Raw genomic sequence first — 25,097 nt, forward strand, 5'->3', positions numbered from 1 at the left:
GTCTTGGGCATCTTGGGCACCCTCATCACATCCGGAAGACGCCGAACTGGGTGTCACCCAGCGGCGCGTTGGCACAGGCGGTCAGAGCGAGGCCGAGGACCTGACGGGTCTCCAGGGGGTCGATGACCCCGTCGTCCCAGAGGCGGGCGGTCGCGTAGTAGGCGTTGCCCTGGCGCTCGTACTGCTGCCGGATCGGGTCCTTGAAGGTCTCTTCGTCCTCCGTGGGCCAGGACTCCCCGCGCGCCTCCAACTGGTCGCGCTTCACGGTCGAGAGGACCGACGCGGCCTGCTCGCCGCCCATGACGGAGATCTTGGCGCCGGGCCACATCCACAGGAAGCGGGGGGAGTAGGCCCGGCCGCACATCGAGTAGTTGCCCGCGCCGTAGGAGCCGCCGACCACGACCGTCAGCTTGGGCACGCGCGCGCAGGCGACGGCCGTGACCATCTTGGCGCCGTGCTTGGCGATGCCGCCCGCCTCGTAGTCCTTGCCGACCATGAACCCCGAGATGTTCTGCAGGAACACCAGGGGGATGCCGCGCTGGTCGCACAGTTCGATGAAGTGGGCGCCCTTCTGGGCGGATTCGGAGAACAGGATGCCGTTGTTGGCGACGATGCCGACCGGGTGGCCGTGGATCCGGGCGAAGCCGGTGACCAGGGTCTGCCCGAACTCCGCCTTGAACTCGGCGAAGCGCGAGCCGTCGACCACGCGCGCGATGATCTCCCGTACGTCGTAGGGGGTACGGGAGTCGACCGGGACCGCGCCGTAGATCCCGTACGGGTCGACCTTCGGCTCGACCGCCTCCGTGACCTCCCAGGGGAGCGGCCCGCGCGCGGGGAGCGTGGCGGCGATGTTCCGGACGATCCGCAGCGCGTGCGCGTCGTCCTCCGCGAGGTGGTCGGTGACACCCGACACGCGTGCGTGCACGTCGCCGCCGCCCAGCTCCTCGGCGGTGACGACCTCACCGGTGGCGGCCTTCACCAGGGGAGGACCGCCCAGGAAGATCGTCCCCTGATTCCGGACGATCACGGCCTCGTCGCTCATGGCCGGGACGTAGGCGCCCCCGGCGGTACACGACCCGAGCACGGCGGCGATCTGCGGAATCCCCGCCCCCGACATCCGGGCCTGGTTGTAGAAGATCCGCCCGAAGTGCTCGCGGTCCGGGAACACCTCGTCCTGCATGGGCAGGAACGCGCCCCCGGAGTCGACGAGATAGACACAGGGGAGGCGGTTTTCGAGGGCGATCTCCTGGGCGCGCAGATGCTTCTTCACGGTCATCGGGTAGTACGTGCCGCCCTTGACCGTGGCGTCGTTCGCGACGATCACGCACTCCCGGCCGCTCACCCGGCCGATCCCGGCGATCACACCGGCGGCGGGGGCGGCCCCGTCGTACATCCCGTCGGCCGCGAGGGGAGCGAGTTCCAGGAAGGGCGAGCCGGGGTCGAGGAGCGTATCGACGCGGTCGCGGGGAAGCAGCTTGCCGCGCGCGGTGTGCCGGTCCCGGGCCCGCTCACCGCCGCCGAGCCGGGCCGCGGCGAGCTTCCGCCGCAGCTCCTCGCCCAGCGCGCGGTGCGCCGCCTCGTTGGCCCGCCACGCCTCCGACGCGGGATCCGCCGCGCTCGTCAGCTCCGGTGCCTCTTGCATTCTGTGGGTCCCCTCGCACAGCGATCGGCCGCTCTCGGCTGTTAATGAGCGTTAACCATCTCCTTCAGGTTAACGACCGCTAACCTCCCTGTCTAGAATTGCTTTCATGACCACGAGAACCGACGCCCCCACCCGCCGCGAGCAGATCCTCAAGGAGGCCGCGCGGCTCTTCGCCGAGCGGGGATTCCACGGCGTCGGGGTGGACGAGATAGGTGCCGCGGTCGGCATCAGCGGCCCCGGCCTGTACCGGCACTTCCCGGGCAAGGACGCGATGCTCGCGGAGCTGCTGGTCGGCATCAGCGGACAGCTGCTGACGGGGGCGAAGCGGCGGCTGGCGGAGGCGGAGGGGGTGACTTCTTCGGAGGTGCTCCTCGACTCGCTCATCGAGGGCCACATCGACTTCGCCCTCGACGACCGCCCGCTGATCACGCTGCACGACCGCGAGCTGGACCGGCTGCGGGACAGTGACCGCAAGTTGGTGCGGCAGCTTCAGCGGCAGTACGTCGAACTGTGGGTGGAGGTCGTACGGGACGTGTACCCGGAGCTGGCCGAACCCAGCGCCCGGTCGGCGGTCCACTCGGTCTTCGGCCTGCTCAACTCGACTCCGCATCTGGGGCGACCGGGGTCGTTGCCCGGGCGGGGGGCGACGGCGGAGTTGTTGCATCGGATGGCGAGGGGGGCGTTGGGGGCGGCGGCTTCGGGTGGATGACGGGTGGGCGAAGGGGCGTGACGAGCGTTACGTGCCCGTTCCACTGGACGCCCCTGCCTACTCGCCGGTACGCTCGATGCTGAGCAAGCGCTTAGCCGATCGGGCCGCAACCATCAACTGAGGAACCCCGATGGCGAGCAACCACATCCGCGCGAGCGGCGCCGGTTTAGGCGCAAAGAAGGGTGGCGGCGGTGCGCCGTACGGTGTTTGACGAGGACCACGAGGCGTTCCGGGAGACCCTCCGGGCCTTCATCGAGGCCGAGGTCGTCCCGGTCTACGACGAGTGGTTCGCCGCCGGCCAGGCGCCGCGCGAGTTCTACTACAAGCTCGCCGAGCTCGGCGTCTTCGGCATCCGCGTGGACGAGGAGTACGGCGGCGCGGGCATCGACTCGTACAAGTTCGAGGCCGTCCTCTACGAGGAGACCGCCCGCGCGGGTGTCTCCTTCGGCGGCTCCGGTGTGCACGTGCTGCTCGGCCTGCCCTACATCAAGCTGCTCGCCAACGACGAGCAGAAGAAGAAGTACCTCCCGAAGTTCGTCTCCGGCGAGGAGATGTGGGCCATCGCGATGACGGAGCCGGGCACCGGTTCCGACCTCGCGGGCATGAAGACCACCGCCAAGCTCTCCGAGGACGGCACGCACTACGTCCTCAACGGCGCCAAGACCTTCATCACCGGCGGCGTGCACGCCGACCGCATGATCGTCTGCGCCCGCACCGACGCGCCCAGCAAGGAGGACCGCCGCCACGGCATCTCCCTCTTCGTGGTGGACACCAAGGCCGAGGGCTACTCGGTCGGCCGCAAGCTCGACAAGCTCGGCCTGAAGACCTCCGACACCGCCGAACTGGCGTTCGTCGACGTCAAGGTGCCCGTCGAGGACCTCCTCGGCGAGGAGAACAAGGGCTTCTACTACCTCGGCCACAACCTCGCCTCCGAGCGCTGGGGCATCGCCTTCGGCGCCTACGCGCAGGCCAAGGCCGCCGTCCGGTTCGCCAAGCAGTACGTGCAGGACCGGGTCGTCTTCGGCCAGCCCGTCGCCGCGTTCCAGAACACCAAGTTCGAACTGGCCGCCTGCCAGGCCGAGGTGGACGCCGCCGAGGCCGTCGTGGACCGCGCGACCGAGGCCCTGGACGCCGGTGAGCTGACCCCCGCCGAGGCGGCCAGCGCCAAGCTGTTCACCACCGAGGTCGCCCACCGCGTGATCGACCGCTGCCTCCAGCTGCACGGCGGCTACGGCTTCATGAACGAGTACCCGATCGCCCGCCTGTACGCGGACAACCGCGTCAACCGCATCTACGGCGGCACCAGCGAGATCATGAAGACGATCATCGCCAAGGACATGGGCCTGTAAGGTCCCGGCAATTACCGCCCGGTACAACTGGACGCCATGAACCAGGCACTACAGGATCTCCTCGATCTGCTCGACCTCGAGCAGATCGAGGAGAACATCTTCCGCGGCCAGTCCCGCTCCGCCGTCGTCCCCCGCGTCTTCGGGGGCCAGGTGGCGGCCCAAGCACTGGTCGCCGCCGGGCGCACGGTCCCCGCCGACCGCCACGCCCACTCCCTGCACGCGTACTTCCTGCGCATGGGCGACCCCGGCGCGCCCATCGTCTACAACGTCGAGCGCATGCGCGACGGCCGTTCCTTCACCACCCGCCGCGCGGTCGCCGTCCAGCACGGCCGGCCGATCTTCGCGCTGTCGGCGTCCTTCCAGACGTACGAAGAAGGCCTCGACCACCAGACCCCCATGCCGCCCGCGCCCGACCCGGAGACGGTCCCCACCGGCCGCGAGCGGCTGCTCGGCTACGACCACCTCGACCAGAGGATCGTTGAACGATTCCTGGAGGCCCGCGAGGCGATCGACCTCCGGTATGTCGACGACCCGCCGTACGGCAGGTTCGGCGAGCCGCGCGAACCGCACTCCCAGGTCTGGTTCCGCACCAACGGCAAGCTCGCGGACGATCCCCTCCTCCACGTAGTCCTCGCGACCTACGTCTCCGACATGACCCTCCTCGACTCGATCCTCCTCGCGCACGGCCGCGGCGGCTGGGCCGTGGGAGATGTCGTAGGAGCGTCGCTCGACCACGCGATGTGGTTCCACCGGCCGTTCCGCGCGGACGATTGGCTGCTCTACGACCAGGAGTCGCCGTCGGCCTACGGCGGACGCGGTCTCGGGCAGGCCCGGATCTACACCCAGGACGGTCAACTGGCCGTCTCCGTCATCCAGGAGGGCGTGGTCCGGGTTCCTCGGGAAGACTGAGGGCATGACAGAAACCGTGGAGACAGAGGCGAGTGAGGGCGGCGGCGAGTCCACCTTCACGGTGATCGTCGCGGCCGTCGCCAACCTGGGGATCGCGCTCGCCAAGGCGGTCGCCGGCGTCATCAGCGGCTCCAGCGCGATGCTCTCCGAGGCGGCCCACTCGGTCGCCGACACGGTCACCGAACTCCTCCTCCTCACCGCCCTCAAGCGCAGCGAGAAACCCGCCGACGAGGAACACCCCCTCGGCTACGGCCCCGAGCGCTACATCTGGGCGATGCTCGCCGCCGTCGCCACCTTCGTGGGCGGTGCGGTCTTCTCCCTCTACGACGGAATCCACACCCTGGTCGCCGGCGAGGACCTCGGCGACCCGCTCATCTCCTACATCGTGCTCGGCGTCGCCTTCCTCCTGGAGGGCTACTCCCTGCGGACGGGCGTACGCCAGGCGCGCGGCGAGGCGGCCCGCTTCGACGCCTCCTTCAAGCGCTACCTCCGCTACACACCCGACACCGCGGTGAAGGCCGTAGTACTGGAGGACTCCGCCGCACTGGTCGGCCTGGTCCTGGCGGCCGGCGGCCTGCTCGGCGGACAACTCACCGGCTCCGGCGTCTGGGACGGCCTCGCATCCCTCTGCATCGGCCTCCTGCTGCTCTACGTCGCCTGGGTGCTCGGCCGTTCCAACGCGGAACTCCTCATCGGCCGCCCCCTGCCCAAGCCCATGCGGGACCGCATCCGCGAAGAGCTGCTCGGGGTCGAACACATCGAAGCCGTACTGGAGTTGACGACCCTCGTGCAGGGCCCGCGCGAGGCACTGGTCGCCGCGAAGATCGACTTCCGGGATCGGTCGACGGCCGCCCAGATCGAGTGGGCCTGCGAACAGGCCGAACAACGACTGCGGGAGGCGTTCCCGGCGGTGAGCCGGGTGTATCTGGACCCGACACCGGGCTATGCGCAGCGACGGGCGGAAGGGCTGAACCCCTGGCCGTGACAGGGGAGTTGAGCCCGGTCGCTCAGGACGACAGCCCGGCCTCCGCGAGCAGATACGCCGTCAGCGGGTCGTAGTACCTGGGGCTGACCACGTGGTCGTCGAGCGGGACGGCCACCTGGAGGGTGCCCTCGGACTCGGCGAGGAAGAGCGCCGGGTCGTTGCAGTCCGCGTAGCCGACGGAGTCGACGCCGTGGCGGCCCGCGTAGCCCGCCCAGCCGTGGTCGGCGACGACCAGGTCGGGCAGTGGGCGGCCCTCGCGCTCCAGGGCGGTCAGGATCGCCTTCATCGGCTCGCCGGAGTGGGTGTGCCACAGCGTGGCGCCGTGCTCCAGGACGGCCACGTCCGCGAACTGCATGACGTACCCCTCCTCCGTCTGCAGCCCCTCCGGGATCACCACGATCTCGCAGCCGGCCGTGCGCAGGGCGGCGGCCGTGGAGTGGTGCACTTCGAGCAGACCGCCCGGGTGGCCGGTGGCGAAGAGCACTCGCTGCTGTCCGTCGGCCGCCTTGCGCAGCCGCGCGGCGAGGCGGTCGAGCGCCTCGACCGTCAGCTCCGGGTCGATGGTGTCCTGGCCGTAGCGGTACTCGGGATCGTCGTTCACCCCCACCCGCTCCGCCATCACCGCGAGCACGTCCTGCTCGTCGGACCAGCGGTCGCCGAGCTCCAGGCCGAACCAGTAGTGGCGGTCGCCGTTGGCCAGCTTGCGGTAGTGGGAGAGGTTGTTCTCGCGGGGAGTGGCTACGTCGCCCGCGATACGGGTCTTCACAAGGTGATCGACGAGCTCGGCGCGGCTGGGGGTCCCGGGTATCGGCATGGCCCCATTGTGGAGCAGCGGGCTGTGCCGGTGCCCGGCGTCCCGGACGCTGGGATGTGGATCACTCGCGGGTGACCGCTCACAGGTGACGCAGACCGAACCACAGCTCCATCCGTACGTCCGGATCGTCCAGGTCCGCGTCCAGCAGCGCCGCGCACCGGACGATCCGCTGCCGCACGGTGTTGCGGTGCACGGCCAGCGCGACCGCCGTGCGGTCCCAACTCCCGTGCAGGGAGAGCCAGGTGCGCAGGGTCTCGGTGAGCGCGGGGTTCGCGGCGAGCGGGGCGAGGAGGGTGCGGGCGTGCGCCTCGGCTTCCCCGTGGGGGACCAGTTCGGCGAGGCCGGGGCGGCCGGCGGCGCCGTGCCGGACCAGCGGGGCGCGGGTCGCGCGGGCCCGGGCCAGAGCGCGGGCCGCCTGGGTGTCCGCGGCCGGCCAGTCCCGTGGAGCTACGGGTGCACTGACACCGAGGGTCCAGCCGGGTTGGGGGGCGGGTTCGCGATCGGCGGGGACCAGTACCCGTACTACCTCCGGCGCCAGGTCGATCAGCGCCGACCCGAGGGCGGCGCCCAGCGCGGACGCGGCGACCGGGTCGGAAACAGGGGTGTCGGGCGCCGCGTGCACGACGACCCACCGGTCCCCGCCGAGCAGCGCCGCGACGTCCTGTGGCGGGGCGCCCAGCAGCAGTCGTACGAGCGCCGACGAACGGTCCGCTCCCGTACGGCTCTGGTGTTCGCCGGTGAGGAGGGAGAGCAGTACGGCGGCCACCGAGGCGATGGTGTGGTCGCCGGGGTCGCGGTGCGGGGCGGCGACCCCTAGGACGAAACCCTGACCGGTACCCAGGGCGTAGGCCGAGAGATGGGCGCCAGGGACGGTGTCGGTGGCGGACGTGGGGGAAGGGGCCGTAGCGGATGAGGACGTGGGGGAAGGGGGCGTGGCGGGAGCGGGGCTTTCGGTGGGACGCACGACTCGCGCCAGCCCCGCCAACGCCTCCCGCGTCGCCCGGGCCTCCGCCCCCGCCGCCCCCCGCCCCGCCGCCGCGATCTCCGTGCCGTCGGGCCCGTACAGCACGGCCCGTCCGCTGACGCGCTGGGCGAGTTGCCGTAGCACCGAAGGGACCGGGTCGGGGCGGGAGGCCGCTGCCGCCAGGCTCTGCTGGGCCTCGGTGACGCGGCGGAGTTCGGCGAGGCGGGCCTGTGCCATCAGCTGCCAGACCGCGCGGGCCACACGGGAGAAGGGGGTCGGGGGCGGGACCTCCAGGAGTGGCAGGTCGTAGTGGTCGCAGGCCGCGACCAGGGCCCTCGGCACGGTGTCGTGGACGGGCGCCACGCCGAAGCCGAGGGCCACGCCGCCCGCCTCGACGATCCGGGAGACGTAGTCGGCGAAGTACGTGCCCGAGCCGGCTGCCTCCGGGATGTGGACCCCCGCTGTCAGCAGCAGCTCGCCGCCCAGCAGGTACGGATACGGGTCCGGCATCTCCGACGTGTGCGCCCAGTGGATGACGATGTCGGGGTCGGTGGGCCCCGCGATCTGCCTCAGCCCGAGGTCCTCGACGGCCAGGAGGGCGGAGAGGGGTACGGGAGGTGTAGGGGGAGTAGGGGGAATCGTGAGGTCCGGCATGGTGGACGTTTCCTCCATCACCTCGTGCTCGAATGGATGAAACGTACACTTCGCAGCCGCTTCCCGGCCACCTACTGTCGACCCGGACCAGGCAGCGACCGCGCGAAGGAGGCCCCCGTATGGCCGTCGACTACACCGTCATCGTCGTCTACCTGGCCGGCATGCTGGCCATGGGCTGGTGGGGCATGCGCCGCGCCAAGTCGAAGAGCGACTTCCTGGTCGCGGGCCGCCGGCTGGGCCCGGTCATGTACTCCGGCACCATGGCCGCCATCGTCCTCGGCGGCGCCTCCACCATCGGCGGGGTGGGCCTCGGCTACCAGTACGGGTTGTCCGGGGCGTGGATGGTCTTCACCATCGGCCTCGGCCTGCTCGCGCTCTCCGTCTTCTTCTCCGCCCGCATCGCCCGCCTGAAGGTGTACACCGTCTCCGAGATGCTCGATCTCAGGTACGGGGGTCGTGCGGGAGTGATCTCCGGCGTGGTCATGTGGGTCTACACCCTGATGCTCGCGGTCACCTCGACCATCGCCTACGCCACGATCTTCGACGTCCTCTTCGACATGAACCGCACGGTCGCGATCGTCCTCGGCGGCTCGATCGTCGTCGCGTACTCGACCCTCGGCGGCATGTGGTCCATCACGCTGACGGACATGGTGCAGTTCGTGGTGAAGACGATCGGCGTGCTGCTTCTGCTCCTGCCGATCGCGGTCGTCAAGGCGGGCGGGTTCAGCGAGATGAAGGCGAAGCTGCCCACCGGGTACTTCGACCCGCTGGGCATCGGCGGCGAGACGATCTTCACGTACGTCCTGATCTACACGTTCGGCATGCTCATCGGCCAGGACATCTGGCAGCGCGTGTTCACGGCCGGCAGCGACAGGACCGCCAAGTGGGGCGGCACGGTCGCCGGCACCTACTGTCTCGTCTACGCCCTCGCAGGAGCCGTCATCGGCACGGCGGCGAAGGTCCTGTACCCGAACCTCGGCAGCGCGGACGACGCCTTCGCGACGATCGTCAAGGACGAACTCCCGGTCGGCGTACGGGGGTTGGTGCTGGCCGCCGCCCTGGCCGCCGTGATGTCGACGTCCTCCGGCGCGCTGATCGCCTGCGCCACGGTCGCCAACAACGACATCTGGTCGAAGCTGCGCGGAGCCGTCCGGCGGGACGGCGAGGAGGAGCGGCACGACGAGGTGCGGGGCAACCGTGCCTTCATCCTCGTCATGGGCGTCGCGGTGATCGTCACGGCGATCGCGCTGAACAACGTGGTGGAGGCGCTGACCGTCGCCTACAACCTCCTCGTCGGCGGTCTCCTCGTCCCGATCCTCGGTGGCCTGCTGTGGAAGCGCGGCACCGCGCAGGGCGCGCTCGCCTCCGTCGCCGTCGGCGGCCTCGCGGTCGTCGGCCTGATGGCGACCTACGGCATCCTCGCCAACGAGCCTGTCTACTACGGCCTGTTGCTGTCGCTGGCCGCCTATGTCACGGTCTCGCTCGCCACGCCGGCGACCGACGCGGCCGTACTCGACGCCTGGCGGGACCGGCTGGCGGGGCGTGGCGCACCCGAAGTCGGGGCCGAGCCGGTCGCGGCACACCGGTAAATTCAATGACAGAGGTTGGAAACAACCCCACACGCGACGAAGCGTAGGAAAGAAGGCAGTCCCCATGACCAGCAACGAGACGCCCCGAGGCCCCGTCGACTCCTCTCGCACCCCGCGCTACGCCGGGCCCGCGACCTACGCCCGGCTGCCGCGGCTGGACGAGGTCGGCAGCGCGGATGTCGCCGTGGTCGGGGTGCCGTTCGACGCCGGTGTCTCCTACCGGCCGGGCGCGCGCTTCGGCGGCAACGCGATCCGCGAGGCGTCCCGGCTGCTGCGGCCGTACAACCCGGCGCAGGACGCGTCCCCGTTCGCGCTGGCGCAGGTCGCGGACGCCGGTGACATCGCGGCGAACCCGTTCAACATCAACGAGGCCGTCGAGACCATCGAGGAGGCCGCTGACCAACTCCTGGGCACCGGCGCGCGGTTGATGACGCTCGGCGGCGACCACACCATCGCGCTGCCGCTGTTGCGCTCGGTCGCGAAGAAGCACGGCCCGGTGGCCCTGCTGCACTTCGACGCCCATCTCGACACCTGGGACACGTACTTCGGGGCGGAGTACACGCACGGGACGCCGTTCCGCAGGGCAGTTGAGGAGGGCATCCTCGACACGGAGGCGCTCTCGCACGTCGGTATCCGCGGTCCGCTGTACGGCAAGCAGGACCTCAAGGACGACGAGAAGATGGGCTTCGGCATCGTCACGTCCGCGGACGTCTACCGGCGCGGCGCCGACGAGGTCGCCGACCAGCTCCGCCAGCGCATCGGTGACCGCCCCCTCTACATCTCCATCGACATCGACTGCCTCGACCCGGCCCACGCGCCCGGCACCGGCACGCCCGAGGCGGGCGGCCTGACCTCCCGCGAACTTCTGGAGATCCTGCGCGGCCTGGCATCCTGCAACCTGGTGTCGGCGGACGTCGTCGAGGTGGCGCCGGCGTACGACCACGCCGAGATCACGTCGGTGGCCGCCTCCCACACCGCGTACGACCTGATCACCATCATGTCCCGTCAGATTGCCGAGGCTCGTTCGAAGTGACCCACGACCACGACCTGGAACTCCGCCCCACGGCCGCGCAGATCACCGCCGCGCTGAACCCGCCCCCCGGGCGCAACGGCGGCGACGTGGTCGTGGAGACCCTGGCCGGGCTCGGCGCGACGACCGTCTTCGGCCTGCCCGGGCAGCACGCGCTCGGCATGTTCGACGCACTGCGCCGCTCCGACCTGCGGTACATCGGCCTGCGGGTGGAGAACAACGCCGGTTTCGCGGCGGACGCGTACGGCCGCATCACGGGTGAGGCGGCACCGCTGCTGCTGTCCACGGGCCCCGGCGCGCTGACATCGCTGGCCGCGCTCCAGGAGGCGCGGGCTGCCTCGGCCCCCGTCCTGGCGATCAGCAGCCAGATCCCGACGGCGGGCCTGGGCGGCGGTCGCCACGGCTATCTGCACGAACTCCCGGACCAGCCGGCCTCGTTCAGGGGCGTGGTGAAGTCGGTCCACACGGTCCGCGCCCAGTCGCAGATCCCGTCCGCGATCGCGGAGGCGTGGAAGTCGGCGCTCACGGCCCCGCACGGCCCGGTGTGGGTGGAGATCCCGCAGGACGTCCTGCTGGCCGAGACCCGCCTCCCCGTGGTGACGGCGGTGGACGCGACCCCGGAGGACTTGATCCCACGCCCCGAACTGACCGCCGTAGCAGCCGACTTGCTGTCGCGCGCGGTCCGTCCCGCGATCATCGCGGGCGGGGGAGTGGTGAGGGCGGACGCGTCGAAGAAGCTGCGGCAGCTGGCGGAGAAGCTCCGGGCGCCGGTGGTCACGACGCCGGGCGGCAAGGGTGCGTTCCCCTGGAACCATCCGTTGTCGTTGCAGTCCTGGCTTGAGGACCGTCACACGACGGACTTCCTGGAGGACGCGGACGTCCTGCTGGTGGTGGGCTCGGGTCTGGGTGAACTGTCGTCCAACTACCACACGTTCGCCCCGCGCGGCCGGGTCGTCCAGATCGAGGCGGACCTCGGCAAACTGGAGTCGAACCACCCGGCGTTGGGCATCCACGCGGACGCGTGGCACGCGGTGCAGGCGCTGTTGGAGACGGTGACGGAGCGGGCGGACGCGACGGCGGAGGGGCGGGTGGCCGAACTGCTCGGCCGAGTGCGGGAGCGCATCGACTCGCAGGAACTGACCCTGGAACAGGGCGTCTTGGAGTCGGTCCGCAGGGCGCTGCCGGCCGACTCCCCGTCCTTCTGGGACATGACGATCCTGGCCTACTGGGCCTGGTCGGCGTTCGACGCGAAGGGCCCCAACCAGCTCCACTCCGCCCAGGGCGCGGGCGGCCTCGGCTACGGCTTCCCGGCGGCACTGGGCGCGGCTGTGGCGGACCCGACGCGGCCGGTGCTGGCGGTGTCGGGTGACGGCGGAGCGCTGTACTCGATCGCGGAGCTGGCGACGGCCAAGCAGTATGACCTGAACGTCACTTGGCTCATTGTCGACGACGGCGGCTACGGGATTCTGCGTGAGTACATGACGGACGCCTTCGGCGAGGCCACGGCGACGGAACTGACCCGGCCGGACTATGTGGCGCTGGCGGAGTCGTTCGGGGTGCCCGGCGTGCGGACTTCGCCGGAGGCACTGGAGTCGGACCTGGCGAAGGCGTTGGCGGAACCGGGGCCCTCCGTGGTCGTACTCCCGGCTGTGCTGCGGATGTTCGCGGCTACGCATTTGGGGTGACGGGGGAGGGCGAGGGCGGCCGTCCTTGCCGGTCCCCCTCACGATCCCCCTCCCGCGTTCGGCGTCACATCCGCGGATCCGGCTTCAGCAGGGCGAACGCCGCGCCGAAGGGGTCCGCGAGCCAGGCGATCCGGCCGACCTCAGGTACGTCCGCCGCCGGCATCAGTACGGAACCGCCGTTGGAGCGCGCCGAGTTGATCGTGGCGTCGACATCCGTCGAGTGGAAGTACGGTACCCAGCGCGGCTGTTCACCCTCGCCCGCATTGAGTGGCGCGACCCCGCCGAAGGAGGCGTCCTGCTGGTCGCCGGCGCTGGTGCTCAGCACCCGGTACGTCATGCCGGGCGCCGGCATGTCCTGGCTGCGCCAGCCGAACAGGCCCTGGTAGAAGGCGATGTCCGCCTCCGGATCGGGGGCGTGCAGTTCCGCCCAGAGCAGGGTGTTCGGGGCCGAGGTGAGTTCCAGACCCGCGGTCCTGCCGGGCTGCCAGAGCGCGAACTGCGCGCCCTGCGGGTCGGTGGCCTGCGCCAGCATGCCCTCACCCATGACGTCCATGGGCTCCATCCGTACGGTTCCGCCGCCGGCCGTGACGGCCTGGACGGTGGCCGCGATGTCGTCGGTCTTGAAGTGGATCATCCAGGCGGAGCGCGCGCCTTCCTCGGTGAGTGGTCCGAGGGCCGCGACGGTCCTGCCGTCCACCTGGAAGAACCCGTATCCGCCCGTCTCGGGCCCGGCGGAGACGAACCGCCAGCCGAGGACGGCGCCGTAGAACGCGGAGGCGGCGTCGGTGTCGGGGCTGCCGAGGTCGAGCCAGTTGGGCGATCCGGTGATGAAGTCGGTGCCGAGCATGAAGTCCTCCTGGACGGGGCGGATCGGGACGGGAGCCACGATGCCGTCCCGATCGTCGCCGTCCGCGAACGAGCACCGACAGGCCTCCGGTTTCCACCGAACGGCCGAACGCTCGCCAGCACCGGCGTCGCGCGCTGACAGACTTCCTGCCATGGGTGGACACGAGGCGGGCGATGGTAGCCGGGCGGCCCAAGTCAGCGTGAGCTTCGGGCTGTTGGCGGCCTGGGCGGTGCACGATCTGGAGGAGGCGGCCACGCTGCCGGGCTGCCCCCGGGGGCGGCGCTCGCCGCGGCGGCCACGGCCGGCGCGCAAGATGGCCAGGACCATCGGTGACACCACGAGTTGGTCGACCAGGGGAGGGCTTGTACGGAGGACTCTTGATGCGCGTCCTTCCGGTTGCAGACGGCGAGGAGGACTGATGTGTCCGACGTGACACGCATCGCTCGACGAGTCGCCTGCGGCCCTCAATGGAGAGAGGTGCGTTGGCATAGGTGCCCGTCAGATGGCGGCGAGGGTGTTGAGCAGGTGGCCAAGTTCCGCCGGCGCCTGCATGTGGGCCAGGTGGCCCTGGCCGGGGAGTTCGTGGACTCCGGCGTGAGCGACGTGCTGCCGCACGTTGTCGAACGACGTTCCGTAGGGGGCTGTTCCGCGGTTGCACTGGCCGATGATCAGGTCGACTTGATCTGCCTGTCGCGCCATCACATCCGGAGGCGGCGCCGAGTTGAGCGCGTCGAGTTCGGCGTACAGCGGTCCGCTCAAGCGACGCAAGATCGCCCAACCGTGCTGATCGGCCCGAAGATCCTCGACATGCGCAGCGGAGAAGCCGGAGATCTGCCGATTGACGATCTCGACGCAGCGATCCCAGTCCGCCGTCTCCGCTGCGACCTTCAGGTCCGGCAGTGCATGACGTCCGAATGGCCGCATCACCGGCTCGTAGGCGATCACCTGGGGAATCGGGCGATCGTTGGCGGTCAGCAAGGTGATCAGGCCGCCGTAGCTCCAGCCGAAGAGTGCTCTCGTGCTGTCGAACTCGTCAAGGACCACGCCGAGGTCCTCAACCTCTGTCCGCAGTGAGTACGAGTTGGTCAACGGCCCTGAGGACGTACGTCCCCGGCGGTTTACGACTACCACTGAGGGCCAGGCGTCGATGGCGCCCGCAACACGGCGCCACGTATGCGCATCGCTCATCACACCCGGGACGACGACGAGGCTCGGGGCATCCGGCTCGCCGTACACATCGACTGTGACCCAGCTGTCACCGCCGACCGACAGCTTCTTCTGAATCGTTCGCTCCATAAATCAATTATGGAGCGAACGATCTACAATGCAAGCGTGACCGAGCGCAACCGTGGACGACCACGAGCCTTCGACCGCGACCGTGCGGTCCTTGACGCCGCTCGCCTCTTCTGGCGACGCGGCTACTCCGGCACCTCGACCCGCACCCTGACCGCGGCCCTCGGGCTTTCCACCTCCAGCCTCTACGCCGCCTTCGGCAGCAAGGCCGGACTGTTCGAGGAAGCGGTGCGGACCTACGCCGAGCGTTACCGCGAGATCTACCAGCAGGCTGTCGCCCAGAAGGACATCCAGACGGTCATCGAACGCATCCTCACCGACTCGGTCCACGAGTTCACCCAGCCAAGCGGCACGCATCCCGGATGTCTCATCAGCAGCGCCGTGATGACCGACAGCACGAGCACGCTCGATACCAGCGCCTACGTCGCCGAACTGCACAGCTCGAACGAGCAGGCCCTCCTCGGGCGCATCGAACGAGCGATCCAGGACGGGGAACTGGCCGCGGGCACCAACGCGGCGGTCCTGACCGGGCTCATCCAATCCGTCTGGCACGGACTGTCAGTGCGGTCCAACGTCGACACGGCTCGCGAGGACCTGCTCGCGACGGCCCAACTTGCCCACCAGCTGATCTGCCGACAACTCACGTCACCAATGTCCTGACCGATCGGGCTCCCCGCAGATCGCGAGGAGCCCGGCCCGGTACTGCCGCCTACCAGATCGCCTCGACCCACTCCGGGTGGTCGATGAACGGGTTCCGGTTGTGTTGGTACGTGTTGTAGATGACGTTGTTGCGGTTCTCCTCGAAGGCGCTCGGCGGGTCCGCCTCGTTCCAGGCCTTGAGGACGGAGAGCTTGCCCATGTAGGGGTTGCTGCCGTTGCCCACCTTCTCGTTGGGCTCCAGGTCGGCGAAGCCGTCGTCGCCCTCGTAGCGCACGGCCATGTAGAGGATCATGCGGGCCACGTCGCCCCGGTCCGCCGCGCGCGGCGCGAAGGAGTCGGAGTCGACCGTGCTGCCGCCGCCGTTGGTGACCGCGCTGCCGCCGTTGTCGAAGTCCAGGTTGCCGCGGATGCTGTTGACCTGGACGTCGGCCGGACGCAGGTGGTGCAGGTCCGTGCCGGGGCCGACCACCTCGCCGAAGTCGCCGTGGGACTTGGCCCAGGTGTGCTCGCGGTTCCAGTCGCCGACGTCGCCGCCGTTGAGGGACTTGGCGCGGGAGACACCGCTGTACAGCAGGATCACGTTGCTGCTGTTGTTCGGGTCCTGGTCGGTGGCCATGAGGGCGTTCCAGACCGCGGAGTACGAGATCTTCGTGACGTTGGTGCTGATGATCGTGTGCAGCGAGGACTTCAGGGTCGTACCCGTCTTGCCGACCGCGTTCTTGTAGTACGTCGAGTCGTACGCGGTCGTCGTGGCGGCGGCCGGAGTCGCCGTCAGGGTCGGGGCCGCGAGGCCCACCAGAACCGCGGCGGTGGTCAACGCCACCGTTTTCCAGCGGTGCATGCGAGTCACCAACATAAAGAGTGTCCCATCTACGCGGGTTGAATGGGGCGGCAAACGGGAGCGTGGCATGGACATGCAGTCCTGTAAATAAACGAGACGTGTCGATCAGGTGACCGGACGCGACAATTTGCCTCGTGTCTACGCGAGTTGACGTACCAAAACGGCCCCCGACCGGTGGGTCGGGGGCCGTTCGCCGTCGTCTACGGCACTTGCGTCGGCGTCACTTCACGTCCGACGGGTCCAGCCGGTACAGCGTCGAGGTGTTGGTCGTCGACGTCGTGGAGGTGGAGGACGAAGAGCTCGAACTCGACTCCGTCGTCGCGCTCTTGTCGTACGCGCTCTCCTTCACCGCCGTCGCGTTCTTCTGCACCCACGCGGTGATCTCGGTGTTCAGGGTGCTGTTGCCGCCCATCCCGCCGCCACCGAGCTGGATGTAGTGCAACTCGCCCTTCTTCACCAGCTCCTTGAGCTTGGCGAGGGTCATCGCCTTGTCGGAGCCGGTGAAGCCCCACATGGAGATGACGGGCTTGTGGGTGCTGAGGATCAGCTGGCCCGCGCTCTGCGAATTGGACACCGCGAGCAGCCACTTGGCGCCGTCCTGGTGCTTCTCCAGGTACGAGACGAGCGCGCTGGACGTGGTGCCGCCCATGCCGCCGCCACCGCCGAAGCCGCCGCGCGTACCGCCGGTGCCACCAGGAGCCGTACCGGTGCCGGTCCCGCCGGGAGCCGTACCGCCGCCGGGCAACTCCCCAGTCGTACCGCCCTGTTGGCCACCGGCCGTACCGCCGGTCGGCGCTCCGGTCGGCGCTCCGCTCGGCGCTGTGCCGCCCTGCGGCAGCTCACCCGTGCCGCCGCCACCCGGCGTCATCCCGCCGGGAGCCGTGCCGCCGCCGGGGAGTTCGCCGGTCGCCTGGCCGCCACCCTGCTGGGTGCCGCCGCCGGGACCGCCCTGGCCGCCGCCGAAGCCGCCGCGGTTGCCGCCCCCGCCGGGACCGCCGCCCATGCCGCCGCCGGTCGACGGACCGGCCGTCGGGTTGGTGCCGCCCATGCCGCCGCCGGAGCCGCTGGACGCGGCCGGGGTCACGGCGTACGCCGTCGGACCGGCGAGCGCGGCGACGATCGCCGCCACGACCGACGCGGTCAGCAGCCGGGCCCGGTTGCCCGAACGGAACACGAACAGGCCCACGATCGCGAGGACCATCAGCACGCCCACCGTCGGCCACAGCCAGGTGTTCCAGCCGGAGGCCCGGCGGAGCACCACGATCGCCCAGATGCCCGTGACCGCGAGACCGGCCGGGAGGACCCAGGACCAACGCGCGTCGCCGCTGCGGAAGGCGCGCCACAGCATCACGCCGCCGCCACCGCACAGGGCCGCGATGCCGGGAGCGAGCGCGGTCGTGTAGTAGGGGTGCATCGTGCCCTGGGCCATGCTGAAGGTGACGTAGTGGAGCAGCGTCCAGCCGCCCCACATGACCAGCGCGGCGCGCGTCGCGTCGGTGCGCGGGGCGCGGCCGACCAGGACCAGGCCGGCGATCAGGGCGATCGCCGAGAAGGGGAGCAGCCAGGAGATCTGGCCGCCGAGGATGTCGTTGAACATCCGGCCGAGGCCCGCGGTGCCGGCGAACGTACCGCCTCCGCCGCCACCCCCGCCTCCGCCGCCGTTGCCCTCGCCGCCGAAGACGCGGCCGAAGCCGTCGTAGCCCATGATCAGGTCCCAGGCCGTGCCGTCCGTCGAGCCGCCGATGTAGGGGCGGTCGGCGGCGGGGACGAGGGAGACGGCCGTGGCCCACCAGAAGCTGGAGACGGCCAACGCGACGGTTGCCAGGGCCAGTTGGACCAGCTTCTTCTTCCAGCCGAGCTTCGACGCGAAGAGGTACACGGCGAAGACGGCGGGCAGCGCGATGTAGCCCTGGAGGAGCTTGGTGTTGAACGCGAAGCCGAAGCAGACCGCGGAGCCGAGCAGGGGAAGCAGCTTCTCGGTGCGTACGGCGCGCAGGCCGAGGGCCGCGCCCGCCACCATCAGCAGGACGAGAAGGGTGTCGGGGTTGTTGTCGCGGTTGATGGCGACCGTGATCGGGGTGAGCGCGAGGACCAGCGCCGCGATGGTCGCGGCCACATGGCCGAAGTACCGCTTCACGGAGGAGTGCAGGATCCAGATCGTGCCGAGCGCGGCGGCGACCTCCGGCAGCATCATCTGCCAGGTGCCGAAGCCGAAGATCCGGCACGACAGGCCCATCACCATCAGGGAGAAGGGAGGCTTGTCGACCGTGATGAAGTTGCCCGCGTCCAGCGAGCCGAAGAACCAGGCCTTCCAGCTCTGCGTGCCGCTGTAGACGGCGCTGCTGTAGAAGCTGTTGAGGCTGGAACCGGTCAGGTTCCAGGAGTACAGCACGGCAGCGAGGACCATGATCGCGACCAGCGCGGGCAGCGACCAGCGGGGCGCCTTCTCGGGCGGGGCCGTCTCGGGTGGGGCCGGCGGCGGCCAGTCGGCGGACGCGGGTTCGGTGTGGGGGTGTGGATCGGTGGCAGATGTCACCCGGCCATCGTGCGAAGGCAGGGTGGGTGCGTGCTGTGCCGGACCTAGTGCTCGGCTGTGAATTCGCAAAGGCCCGGGTAACGGGTCGTACAACCGTTCCCCAACCCGTACAACCTTTCACGCCTTCCTGTGAGTCAAGTCATGCATGACTCAATGGATATCCCGCCGAGCCAGAGTGCTGGCGGCCGGCGCGGGCGCCGGGGTGCTCATACCCGTGCTGGCCGCCGCGACGCCCGCTGCCGCCGCCACCCCGACGGTCAGCTGTACGTCTGCCAAGGCCGGCCTCGCCGACAAGCTGAAGAAGGACATCACCGCCGCCCTCGCGACCCGTAAGGGAACCGTGGCCGTCGGCCTCTACGACCGCAAGACCAACACCACCTGCACACTGCGGGCGACGACCGCCTATGACTCGGCGAGCACCGTCAAGGTGACCGTTCTCGCCACGCTGCTGTGGGACGCGAAGAAGCACAACCGCACGCTGACGACGCGGGAGTCGACCCTCGCCAAGGCCATGATCACCAAGTCGGACAACACCGCGACCTCCACCCTGTGGAAGCAGCTGGGGCTGACGAAGATCAAGGGCTTCCTGACGGCGGCCGGTATGACGCAGACCAAGCCCGGCGCCAACAACTACTGGGGTCTGACCCAGGAGACGGTCACCGACGAGCAGAAGCTGCTCAAGCTGGTCACCGCCAAGAACTCGGTGCTGAGCGACAACTCCCGTGCGTACATCCTGAAGTTGATGAACCAGGTTGTCTCCGGCCAGCGTTGGGGCACTCCGTACGGCGCCCCGTCGACCGTCACCGTGCACGTCAAGAACGGCTGGCTGCAACGCTCCACGCACGGCTGGCGCGTGCACAGCCTGGGCACCTTCAACGGCGGCGGCCACGACTACATGATGAGCGTGCTCACGCAGGACAACAGCACGATGAGCTACGGGATCACCACGATCCAGGGCGTCGCAAAGGCGATTCACAAGGACCTCGCCTAAAACCCCTGCTCAAGGACATCGCTTTACTGCGCGGTCTCCCGCCCGTCATCCACCCGTCCTACGGTGGCGCCCATGCGCCTGAGAACCGTACTCGCGACCGCGACCGCCGGCCTGGCGGCGGCCACCTGCCTCACCGCCGCCGGGCCCGCGAGCGCCGTCAGCAGCACCCGTACCAGCAACTCCCGCACCGCCAACGCCTGTTCGTCGTCCGTCTCGATCGACCGCTTCTCCGACGCGCTCGACAAGACGACGTACGACGGCACCTTCGTCGGCAACTTCTCCGCGCTCGCGGTGGACAAGGACGGCTCGCTCGCCGCGCTGGAGGACCGTTCCTCCCTGTTCGACCTCGACGCGAAGACCCTCCAGCCGAAGCGGGTCGTCCCGCTCGCCGACGAGAACGGCGCCGCCCTCGACTCCGAGGGCCTGGTCATCGACCGGGACGGCACCCGCCTCATCACCTCCGAGACCGAGCCGTCGATCCGCCGCTACTCAACCGACGGCAAGATCCTCGACCGCCTCCCGGTCCCGTCCTCCCTCCTGGTCGCCCCGGCCGGCCGGGCCGTCTCCAACCAGACCTTCGAGGGCCTGACCCTGCTGCCCGGCGGCCACACGCTCCTCGCGTCGATGGAGTACCCGATCGCCGGTGACACCTCCGGCGCCGTCCGCTTCCAGACCTGGACCCGGACCAAGGGCGACCACTTCGAGCTCGCCGCGCAGTACGCCTACAAGACCGACGCGGCCTTCCTCGGCGTCCCCGAGGTGCAGGCCCTCCCCGACGGCCGCCTCCTCGTCCTGGAGCGCGGCTTCACCAGCGGCGTCGGCAACACCGTCCGCCTCTACCTGGCCGACCCGCGTCACGCGACGGACACCAGCAAGATCGACACCCTCACCGGCCAGCCCGGCGTACGCCTCATCAAGAAGACCCTCCTCGCGGACATCGCCGACTGCCCGTCCCTCGGCGCGACGGCGAAGCAGCCCCAGCCCAACCCCCTCCTCGACAACATCGAGGGCATGGTGATCACCGGCCACGACAAGGGCCGCCTGAAGGTCCTGCTGGTCAGCGACGACAACCAGAACGCCGTACAGACGACCCGCTTCTACTACCTCCGGGTCCGCGTCTGACCCACCGGCCCTCCGCCCGTTTGTTGCGGAGGGATGAAATCCGCTCCATTCCGCGTTGGTGCCTTCCGGAAGACCAGCTGATCAGGGACTCCATGATCAGGGCGAACGGAAGGCACCCGCGTGGCAGTGAAACAGGGGGAGACGCAGGGCTGGGCCCGAAGGCTCGCCGGGTACGCCTGGCGATACCCCAAGGACGTCGTCCTCGCCCTCGGCGCCTCCCTTGCCGGTATGGCGGTCACGGCCGTCGTCCCGCTGGTCACCAAGGTGATCATCGACGACGTGATCACCGGCCACACCCGCTCCATGGCCCCCTGGGCGGGCGCCCTGATCGCCGCCGCCCTTCTTGTCTACGTCTCCACCTACGTCCGGCGTTATTACGGCGGCCGGCTCGCCCTCGACGTCCAGCACGACCTGCGCACCGAGATGTACGGCACGATCACCCGCCTTGACGGCCGCCGCCAGGACGAGCTGTCCACCGGCCAGGTCGTCGGCCGCGCGACCAGCGACCTCCAGCTGATCCAGGGCCTGCTGTTCATGCTCCCGATGACCATCGGGAACGTCCTGCTCTTCGTGATCTCCCTCGCCATCATGGCCTGGCTGTCGCTGCCGCTGACCCTGGTCGCCCTGGCCGTCGCCCCCGCCCTCGGCTTCATCGCCCGCCGCAGCCGCAGCAAGCTCCACCCCTCCACCTGGTACGCGCAGGCCCAGGCCGCCGCCGTCGCGGGAGTCGTCGACGGCGCCGTCAGCGGTGTACGCGTGGTGAAGGGCTTCGGGCAGGAGGACCAGGAGACCGGGAAACTGCGCGAGGTCGGTCGTCGCCTCTACGCCGGCCGGCTGCGCACCATCCGGCAGAACGCCAAGTACACCCCCGCCCTCCAGGCCGTCCCCGCCCTCGGCCAGGTCGCGATGCTCGCCCTCGGCGGCTGGCTCGCGGTGCGCGGTCACATCACGCTCGGCACGTTCGTCGCTTTCTCCACCTACCTAGCCCAACTCGTCGGCCCGGTCCGCATGTTGGCCATGGTCCTCACAGTCGGCCAGCAGGCCCGCGCCGGCACCGAACGCGTCCTGGAACTCATCGACACCGAGCCCTCGATGGCGGACGGCACCAAGGAACTCCCCGCCGACGCCCCGGCCACGGTCGAGTTCGACGACGTCTCCTTCGGCTACGACCACGACCGCCCCGTCCTCGACGGCCTCAGCTTCGAGATCCACCCCGGTGAGACCCTCGCGGTCGTAGGCTCCTCCGGCTCCGGAAAATCCACGGTCTCGCTCCTCCTCCCGCGCTTCTACGACGTCACCCACGGCGCCGTCCTCATCGGCGGCCACGACGTCCGCGAACTCACCCTGGACTCCCTCCGCGCCGCGATCGGCCTGGTCCCCGAGGACTCCTTCCTCTTCTCCGACACGGTCCGCAACAACATCGCCTACGGCCGCCCCGACGCGACCGAGGAGGAGATCCTCACCGCCTCCCGGGCCGCGCAGGCCGACCGGTTCATCGCGGAACTCCCCGAGGGCTACGACACGACGGTCGGCGAGCAGGGCCTCACCCTCTCCGGCGGCCAGCGCCAGCGCGTCGCCCTCGCCCGCGCGATCCTCACCGACCCGCGCCTGCTGGTCCTCGACGACGCGACCTCGGCGGTGGACGCGCGCGTCGAGCACGAGATCCACGAGGCCCTGAAGCAGGTCATGGAGGGCCGGACCACGCTGTTGATCGCGCACCGCCGCTCCACCCTCAACCTCGCCGACCGCATCGCCGTCCTCGACGGGGGCCGGCTCGCCGACATCGGCACGCACGACGAACTCCAGGAGCGCTCACCGCTCTACCGCCGCCTCCTCACCGACCCCGACGAACTCGGCGGTGTCTCGCCCGGCCACGCCCTGCCCGCCGCGGAACCGGCCGAAGACACCTCCGTACGCGCGGAGTTGGACGCGGAGTTCGACGCCGAGCGCGGGCTCACGCCCCGGCTGTGGACCGGCGACCGCGAGCCCAAGGACACCGCGCTGTCCGGGATGCCCGCGACGCCCGAACTCCTTGCACAGGTCGACGCGTTGCCCCCGGCGACCGACACCCCCGACATCGACGAGTCGCGCGCGGTGCGTGCCGAGGACTCCTACGGGCTGCGCCGGCTGCTGCGCGGTTTCGGCGCCCCGCTGCTGATCAGCCTCGGCCTCGTCGCCGTGGACGCGAGCATGAGCCTGCTGCTGCCGGTCATGATCCGGCACGGCATCGACCAGGGCGTGACCAAGATGGCGATCGGCGCGATCTGGTCGGCCTCGCTGCTGGCGCTCGTCGCGGTGGCCGTGCAGTGGGTCGCACAGCGCGGTGAGACGAGGATGACCGGACGCACCGGGGAGCGGGTCCTCTACACGCTCCGCCTGAAGATCTTCGCGCAGCTCCAACGCCTCGGACTCGACTACTACGAGCGGGAGTTGACCGGCCGGATCATGACGAGGATGACGACGGACGTCGACGCCCTCTCGTCCTTCCTGCAGACGGGCCTGGTCACGGCCTTCGTCTCGGTCGTCACCTTCTTCGGCATCATGGTCGCCCTGCTGGTGATCGACGTACAGCTCGCGCTCGTCGTGTTCGCGACGCTTCCCCCGCTCGTCATCGCCACGTTCTTCTTCCGCCGGGCGAGCGTGAAGGCGTACGAACTCGCCCGTGAGCGCGTGTCGTTGGTCAACGCCGACCTTCAGGAGTCGGTGTCCGGGCTGCGGATCGTGCAGGCGTTCCGGCGCGAGCGCGATGGTGGCCGACGGTTCGCCGAGCGCAGCAGCAGCTATCGCGCGGCCCGCACCCGGGGCCAGTGGCTGATCTCGATCTACTTCCCCTTCGTGCAGTTGCTGTCGTCGGTGGCGGCGGCGTCGGTACTGATCGCGGGCGCGGGCAGGGTGGACGACGCGACGCTCACGACAGGCGCCCTGGTCGCGTACCTGCTCTACATCGACCTGTTCTTCGCCCCGGTCCAGCAGCTCTCCCAGGTCTTCGACGGCTACCAGCAGGCCACGGTCTCGCTGGGCCGCATCCAGGAACTCCTCCAGGAACCGACCTCCACCCGAGCGGCCGACGAACCCCTCGAAGTCCTCTCCCTGCGCGGCGACATCGCCTTCGAGGACGTGCACTTCGCGTACGGCGATGACGAAGAGGCCATCGGGGGCGTCGAGTTGACGATCCCGGCGGGCCAGACGGTCGCCTTCGTCGGCGAGACGGGCGCGGGCAAGTCGACCCTCGTGAAGCTGGTGGCCCGCTTCTACGACCCGACGGGCGGCCGGGTGACGGTCGACGGCACGGACCTCCGGTCCCTGGACATCACGTCGTACCGCCACCACCTGGGCGTCGTCCCCCAGGAGGCGTACCTCTTCCAGGGCACCGTCCGCGACGCCATCGCCTACGGCCGCCCCGACGCCACCGACGCCGAGGTGGAGGCGGCGGCCCGCGCGGTCGGCGCACACGAGATGATCGCCACGCTGGACGGCGGCTACCTGCACGAGGTCGCCGAGCGGGGCCGCAACCTCTCGGCGGGCCAGCGCCAGCTGATCGCCCTGGCCCGCGCGGAGCTGGTAGACCCCGACATCCTCCTCCTGGACGAGGCGACAGCAGCCCTGGACCTGGCCACAGAAGCCCAGGTCAACCAGGCCACCGACCGCCTCGCCGGCCGCCGCACCACCCTCGTCGTGGCCCACCGCCTGACAACGGCGGCCCGCGCGGACCGGGTCGTGCTGATGGATCACGGCAGGGTTGTCGAGGACGGCACCCACGACGAGCTGCTCGCGCTCGACGGGTACTACGCCGAGCTGTGGCGAACCTTCGTCGGAGAGGATGTGCCCGCGACCGCCGCCTGACCTGCGCGGGCTCGCGGCCACACCGAGCGCCGGACGGAGTCCGGCCGCCGGGCTGTGGCGGACTTTCGTCGGTGTGCCCGAGGCCGAGGAGCCGGTCGGTACGTCCCGCTGAGGGGGCGCGCAACCGTTCGACATACGTCTTGCGTCCGTACATCAGTACGCTGTTCGGCTGCTGTGCGGGAGGGATGACTGTGGACATGGGTGCGCTACGACGGCGGGTGGCGCTCGGCATGGCCGTGCTCACCGTGTCCGGACTGCTCGCGCTCGCGGCCCCAGGCAGCGCCCAGGCGGCCTCGGTCTGCCCGGGGCGGGAGGTGGCGACGCTGCCCTTCTCCACCGGCACCGTCCATGTGTTCCGGCGGGGCGACTACATCTGCGCGTACACCGCCCCCAAGACCCCCGGCGCCAAGCGCACGATGTCGGTCAGCGTCCAGGCCCGCGGCAGCCGCCCGGTCGTCGACAAGGGGCGGTACACGCGCCGCGCCGGACCGGTCACCGTGCACGCCGGCCACCGCTGCGTACGGATCAAGGGCGCGGTCGCCGGCGGCTCGGTCGGCTCGGGCTGGATCCTGTGCTGAACCCCAGGCCAGTGCCCTGAGTGAACAAACCCCTCTGGTGTGACGGTAGTTGCTCG

19 protein-coding genes are annotated in these 25,097 nt (G+C 70.1%); 12 read left to right on the forward strand and 7 right to left on the reverse strand.

The annotated features are described in order from the left end of the window. Positions 1-25 precede the first annotated feature (25 nt). Positions 26-1,642 (reverse strand): carboxyl transferase domain-containing protein, encoded by a 1,617-nt coding sequence (locus OC490_RS12640; RefSeq protein ID WP_262057991.1) that lies wholly within the window; start codon positions 1,640-1,642, stop codon positions 26-28. Between the two features lie 106 nt (positions 1,643-1,748). Between OC490_RS12640 and OC490_RS12645 the strand changes: the two genes are divergently transcribed. The 4 genes from OC490_RS12645 (at position 1,749) to OC490_RS12660 (ending at position 5,594) form a co-directional block, all read left to right on the forward strand. After that, positions 1,749-2,351 (forward strand): TetR/AcrR family transcriptional regulator, encoded by a 603-nt coding sequence (locus OC490_RS12645; protein ID WP_262057992.1) that lies wholly within the window; start codon positions 1,749-1,751, stop codon positions 2,349-2,351. Between the two features lie 191 nt (positions 2,352-2,542). Continuing rightward, a complete protein-coding gene (locus tag OC490_RS12650; protein ID WP_262057993.1) occupies positions 2,543-3,700 on the forward strand; it encodes an acyl-CoA dehydrogenase family protein in 1,158 nt (385 codons plus the stop codon). Between the two features lie 36 nt (positions 3,701-3,736). Beyond that, on the forward strand, positions 3,737-4,609 hold the full coding sequence (locus OC490_RS12655; protein WP_262057994.1) for an acyl-CoA thioesterase: 873 nt from the start codon (positions 3,737-3,739) through the stop codon (positions 4,607-4,609). A gap of 4 nt (positions 4,610-4,613) precedes the next feature. Further along, positions 4,614-5,594, forward strand: coding sequence for a cation diffusion facilitator family transporter (locus OC490_RS12660; RefSeq protein WP_262057995.1), 981 nt, complete (start codon positions 4,614-4,616; stop codon positions 5,592-5,594). 22 nt (positions 5,595-5,616) lie between these two features. Here the strand turns inward: OC490_RS12660 and OC490_RS12665 are convergent, their stop codons facing one another. Together OC490_RS12665 and OC490_RS12670 are read right to left on the reverse strand one after the other, a co-directional pair. After that, the gene (locus tag OC490_RS12665) at positions 5,617-6,408 is read right to left on the reverse strand and encodes a phosphatase (RefSeq protein WP_262057996.1); all 792 of its coding nucleotides are present in this window, start codon (positions 6,406-6,408) and stop codon (positions 5,617-5,619) included. 79 nt (positions 6,409-6,487) lie between these two features. Then, on the reverse strand, positions 6,488-8,026 hold the full coding sequence (locus tag OC490_RS12670) for a PucR family transcriptional regulator (protein WP_262057997.1): 1,539 nt from the start codon (positions 8,024-8,026) through the stop codon (positions 6,488-6,490). Between the two features lie 119 nt (positions 8,027-8,145). On the opposite strand from OC490_RS12670, the gene OC490_RS12675 reads away from it, so the two are divergent. The 3 genes from OC490_RS12675 to OC490_RS12685 all read left to right on the forward strand — a co-directional run bounded on the left by OC490_RS12675 (position 8,146) and on the right by OC490_RS12685 (position 12,330). After that, on the forward strand, positions 8,146-9,615 hold the full coding sequence (locus tag OC490_RS12675) for a sodium:solute symporter (protein WP_262057998.1): 1,470 nt from the start codon (positions 8,146-8,148) through the stop codon (positions 9,613-9,615). A gap of 64 nt (positions 9,616-9,679) precedes the next feature. Further along, complete coding sequence (gene speB / locus OC490_RS12680; protein WP_262057999.1) at positions 9,680-10,648, forward strand: agmatinase; 969 nt, start codon at positions 9,680-9,682, stop codon at positions 10,646-10,648. Next, positions 10,645-12,330: a thiamine pyrophosphate-binding protein gene (locus OC490_RS12685; protein ID WP_262058000.1), complete on the forward strand. Its 1,686-nt coding sequence runs from the start codon at positions 10,645-10,647 to the stop codon at positions 12,328-12,330. The genes speB and OC490_RS12685 overlap by 4 nt, the downstream gene beginning before the upstream one ends. Before the next feature lie 64 nt (positions 12,331-12,394). On the opposite strand, the gene OC490_RS12690 is transcribed toward OC490_RS12685, so the two are convergent. Then, positions 12,395-13,177 (reverse strand): VOC family protein, encoded by a 783-nt coding sequence (locus OC490_RS12690; RefSeq protein WP_262058254.1) that lies wholly within the window; start codon positions 13,175-13,177, stop codon positions 12,395-12,397. Between the two features lie 498 nt (positions 13,178-13,675). Continuing rightward, positions 13,676-14,473 carry an alpha/beta fold hydrolase gene (locus OC490_RS12695; protein WP_262058001.1) on the reverse strand — a complete coding sequence of 266 codons (798 nt, stop codon included), beginning with the start codon at positions 14,471-14,473 and terminating at the stop codon, positions 13,676-13,678. 36 nt (positions 14,474-14,509) lie between these two features. Between OC490_RS12695 and OC490_RS12700 the strand changes: the two genes are divergently transcribed. Further along, a complete protein-coding gene (locus OC490_RS12700) occupies positions 14,510-15,130 on the forward strand; it encodes a TetR/AcrR family transcriptional regulator (RefSeq protein WP_262058002.1) in 621 nt (206 codons plus the stop codon). A gap of 49 nt (positions 15,131-15,179) precedes the next feature. Here OC490_RS12700 and OC490_RS12705 read toward each other — a convergent pair whose 3' ends face one another. Together OC490_RS12705 and OC490_RS12710 are read right to left on the reverse strand one after the other, a co-directional pair. Continuing rightward, on the reverse strand, positions 15,180-15,986 hold the full coding sequence (locus OC490_RS12705) for an endonuclease I family protein (RefSeq protein ID WP_262058003.1): 807 nt from the start codon (positions 15,984-15,986) through the stop codon (positions 15,180-15,182). A 205-nt stretch (positions 15,987-16,191) separates the two neighbouring features. Next, a complete protein-coding gene (locus tag OC490_RS12710; protein WP_262058004.1) occupies positions 16,192-18,507 on the reverse strand; it encodes an ArnT family glycosyltransferase in 2,316 nt (771 codons plus the stop codon). A gap of 145 nt (positions 18,508-18,652) precedes the next feature. On the opposite strand from OC490_RS12710, the gene OC490_RS12715 reads away from it, so the two are divergent. The 4 genes from OC490_RS12715 to OC490_RS12730 all read left to right on the forward strand — a co-directional run bounded on the left by OC490_RS12715 (position 18,653) and on the right by OC490_RS12730 (position 25,041). Then, a complete protein-coding gene (locus OC490_RS12715) occupies positions 18,653-19,498 on the forward strand; it encodes a class A beta-lactamase-related serine hydrolase (protein WP_262058005.1) in 846 nt (281 codons plus the stop codon). A 72-nt stretch (positions 19,499-19,570) separates the two neighbouring features. After that, positions 19,571-20,620: an esterase-like activity of phytase family protein gene (locus OC490_RS12720; protein ID WP_262058006.1), complete on the forward strand. Its 1,050-nt coding sequence runs from the start codon at positions 19,571-19,573 to the stop codon at positions 20,618-20,620. Between the two features lie 120 nt (positions 20,621-20,740). After that, positions 20,741-24,463, forward strand: a complete 3,723-nt coding sequence (locus OC490_RS12725) for an ABC transporter ATP-binding protein (protein ID WP_262058007.1) — start codon at positions 20,741-20,743, stop codon at positions 24,461-24,463. A 185-nt stretch (positions 24,464-24,648) separates the two neighbouring features. After that, the gene (locus OC490_RS12730) at positions 24,649-25,041 is read left to right on the forward strand and encodes a hypothetical protein (protein WP_262058008.1); all 393 of its coding nucleotides are present in this window, start codon (positions 24,649-24,651) and stop codon (positions 25,039-25,041) included. Positions 25,042-25,097 lie beyond the last annotated feature (56 nt).

Source organism: Streptomyces sp. STR69, from assembly GCF_024519455.1.
Classification (GTDB): Bacteria; Actinomycetota; Actinomycetes; order Streptomycetales; family Streptomycetaceae; genus Streptomyces.

Bases quoted from the DNA above. Each gene is read 5' to 3' on its own strand.
- speB (WP_262057999.1), top strand. From the start codon at position 9,680: ATGACCAGCAACGAGACGCCCCGAGGCCCCGTCGACTCCTCTCGCACC.
- OC490_RS12645 (WP_262057992.1), top strand. From the start codon at position 1,749: ATGACCACGAGAACCGACGCCCCCACCCGCCGCGAGCAGATCCTCAAG.
- OC490_RS12640 (WP_262057991.1), bottom strand. From the start codon at position 1,642: ATGCAAGAGGCACCGGAGCTGACGAGCGCGGCGGATCCCGCGTCGGAG.
- OC490_RS12715 (WP_262058005.1), top strand. From the start codon at position 18,653: ATGACTCAATGGATATCCCGCCGAGCCAGAGTGCTGGCGGCCGGCGCG.
- OC490_RS12730 (WP_262058008.1), top strand. From the start codon at position 24,649: ATGACTGTGGACATGGGTGCGCTACGACGGCGGGTGGCGCTCGGCATG.
- OC490_RS12695 (WP_262058001.1), bottom strand. From the start codon at position 14,473: ATGGAGCGAACGATTCAGAAGAAGCTGTCGGTCGGCGGTGACAGCTGG.
- OC490_RS12670 (WP_262057997.1), bottom strand. From the start codon at position 8,026: ATGCCGGACCTCACGATTCCCCCTACTCCCCCTACACCTCCCGTACCC.
- OC490_RS12655 (WP_262057994.1), top strand. From the start codon at position 3,737: ATGAACCAGGCACTACAGGATCTCCTCGATCTGCTCGACCTCGAGCAG.
- OC490_RS12665 (WP_262057996.1), bottom strand. From the start codon at position 6,408: ATGCCGATACCCGGGACCCCCAGCCGCGCCGAGCTCGTCGATCACCTT.
- OC490_RS12690 (WP_262058254.1), bottom strand. From the start codon at position 13,177: ATGCTCGGCACCGACTTCATCACCGGATCGCCCAACTGGCTCGACCTC.
- OC490_RS12675 (WP_262057998.1), top strand. From the start codon at position 8,146: ATGGCCGTCGACTACACCGTCATCGTCGTCTACCTGGCCGGCATGCTG.
- OC490_RS12705 (WP_262058003.1), bottom strand. From the start codon at position 15,986: ATGTTGGTGACTCGCATGCACCGCTGGAAAACGGTGGCGTTGACCACC.
- OC490_RS12660 (WP_262057995.1), top strand. From the start codon at position 4,614: ATGACAGAAACCGTGGAGACAGAGGCGAGTGAGGGCGGCGGCGAGTCC.
- OC490_RS12720 (WP_262058006.1), top strand. From the start codon at position 19,571: ATGCGCCTGAGAACCGTACTCGCGACCGCGACCGCCGGCCTGGCGGCG.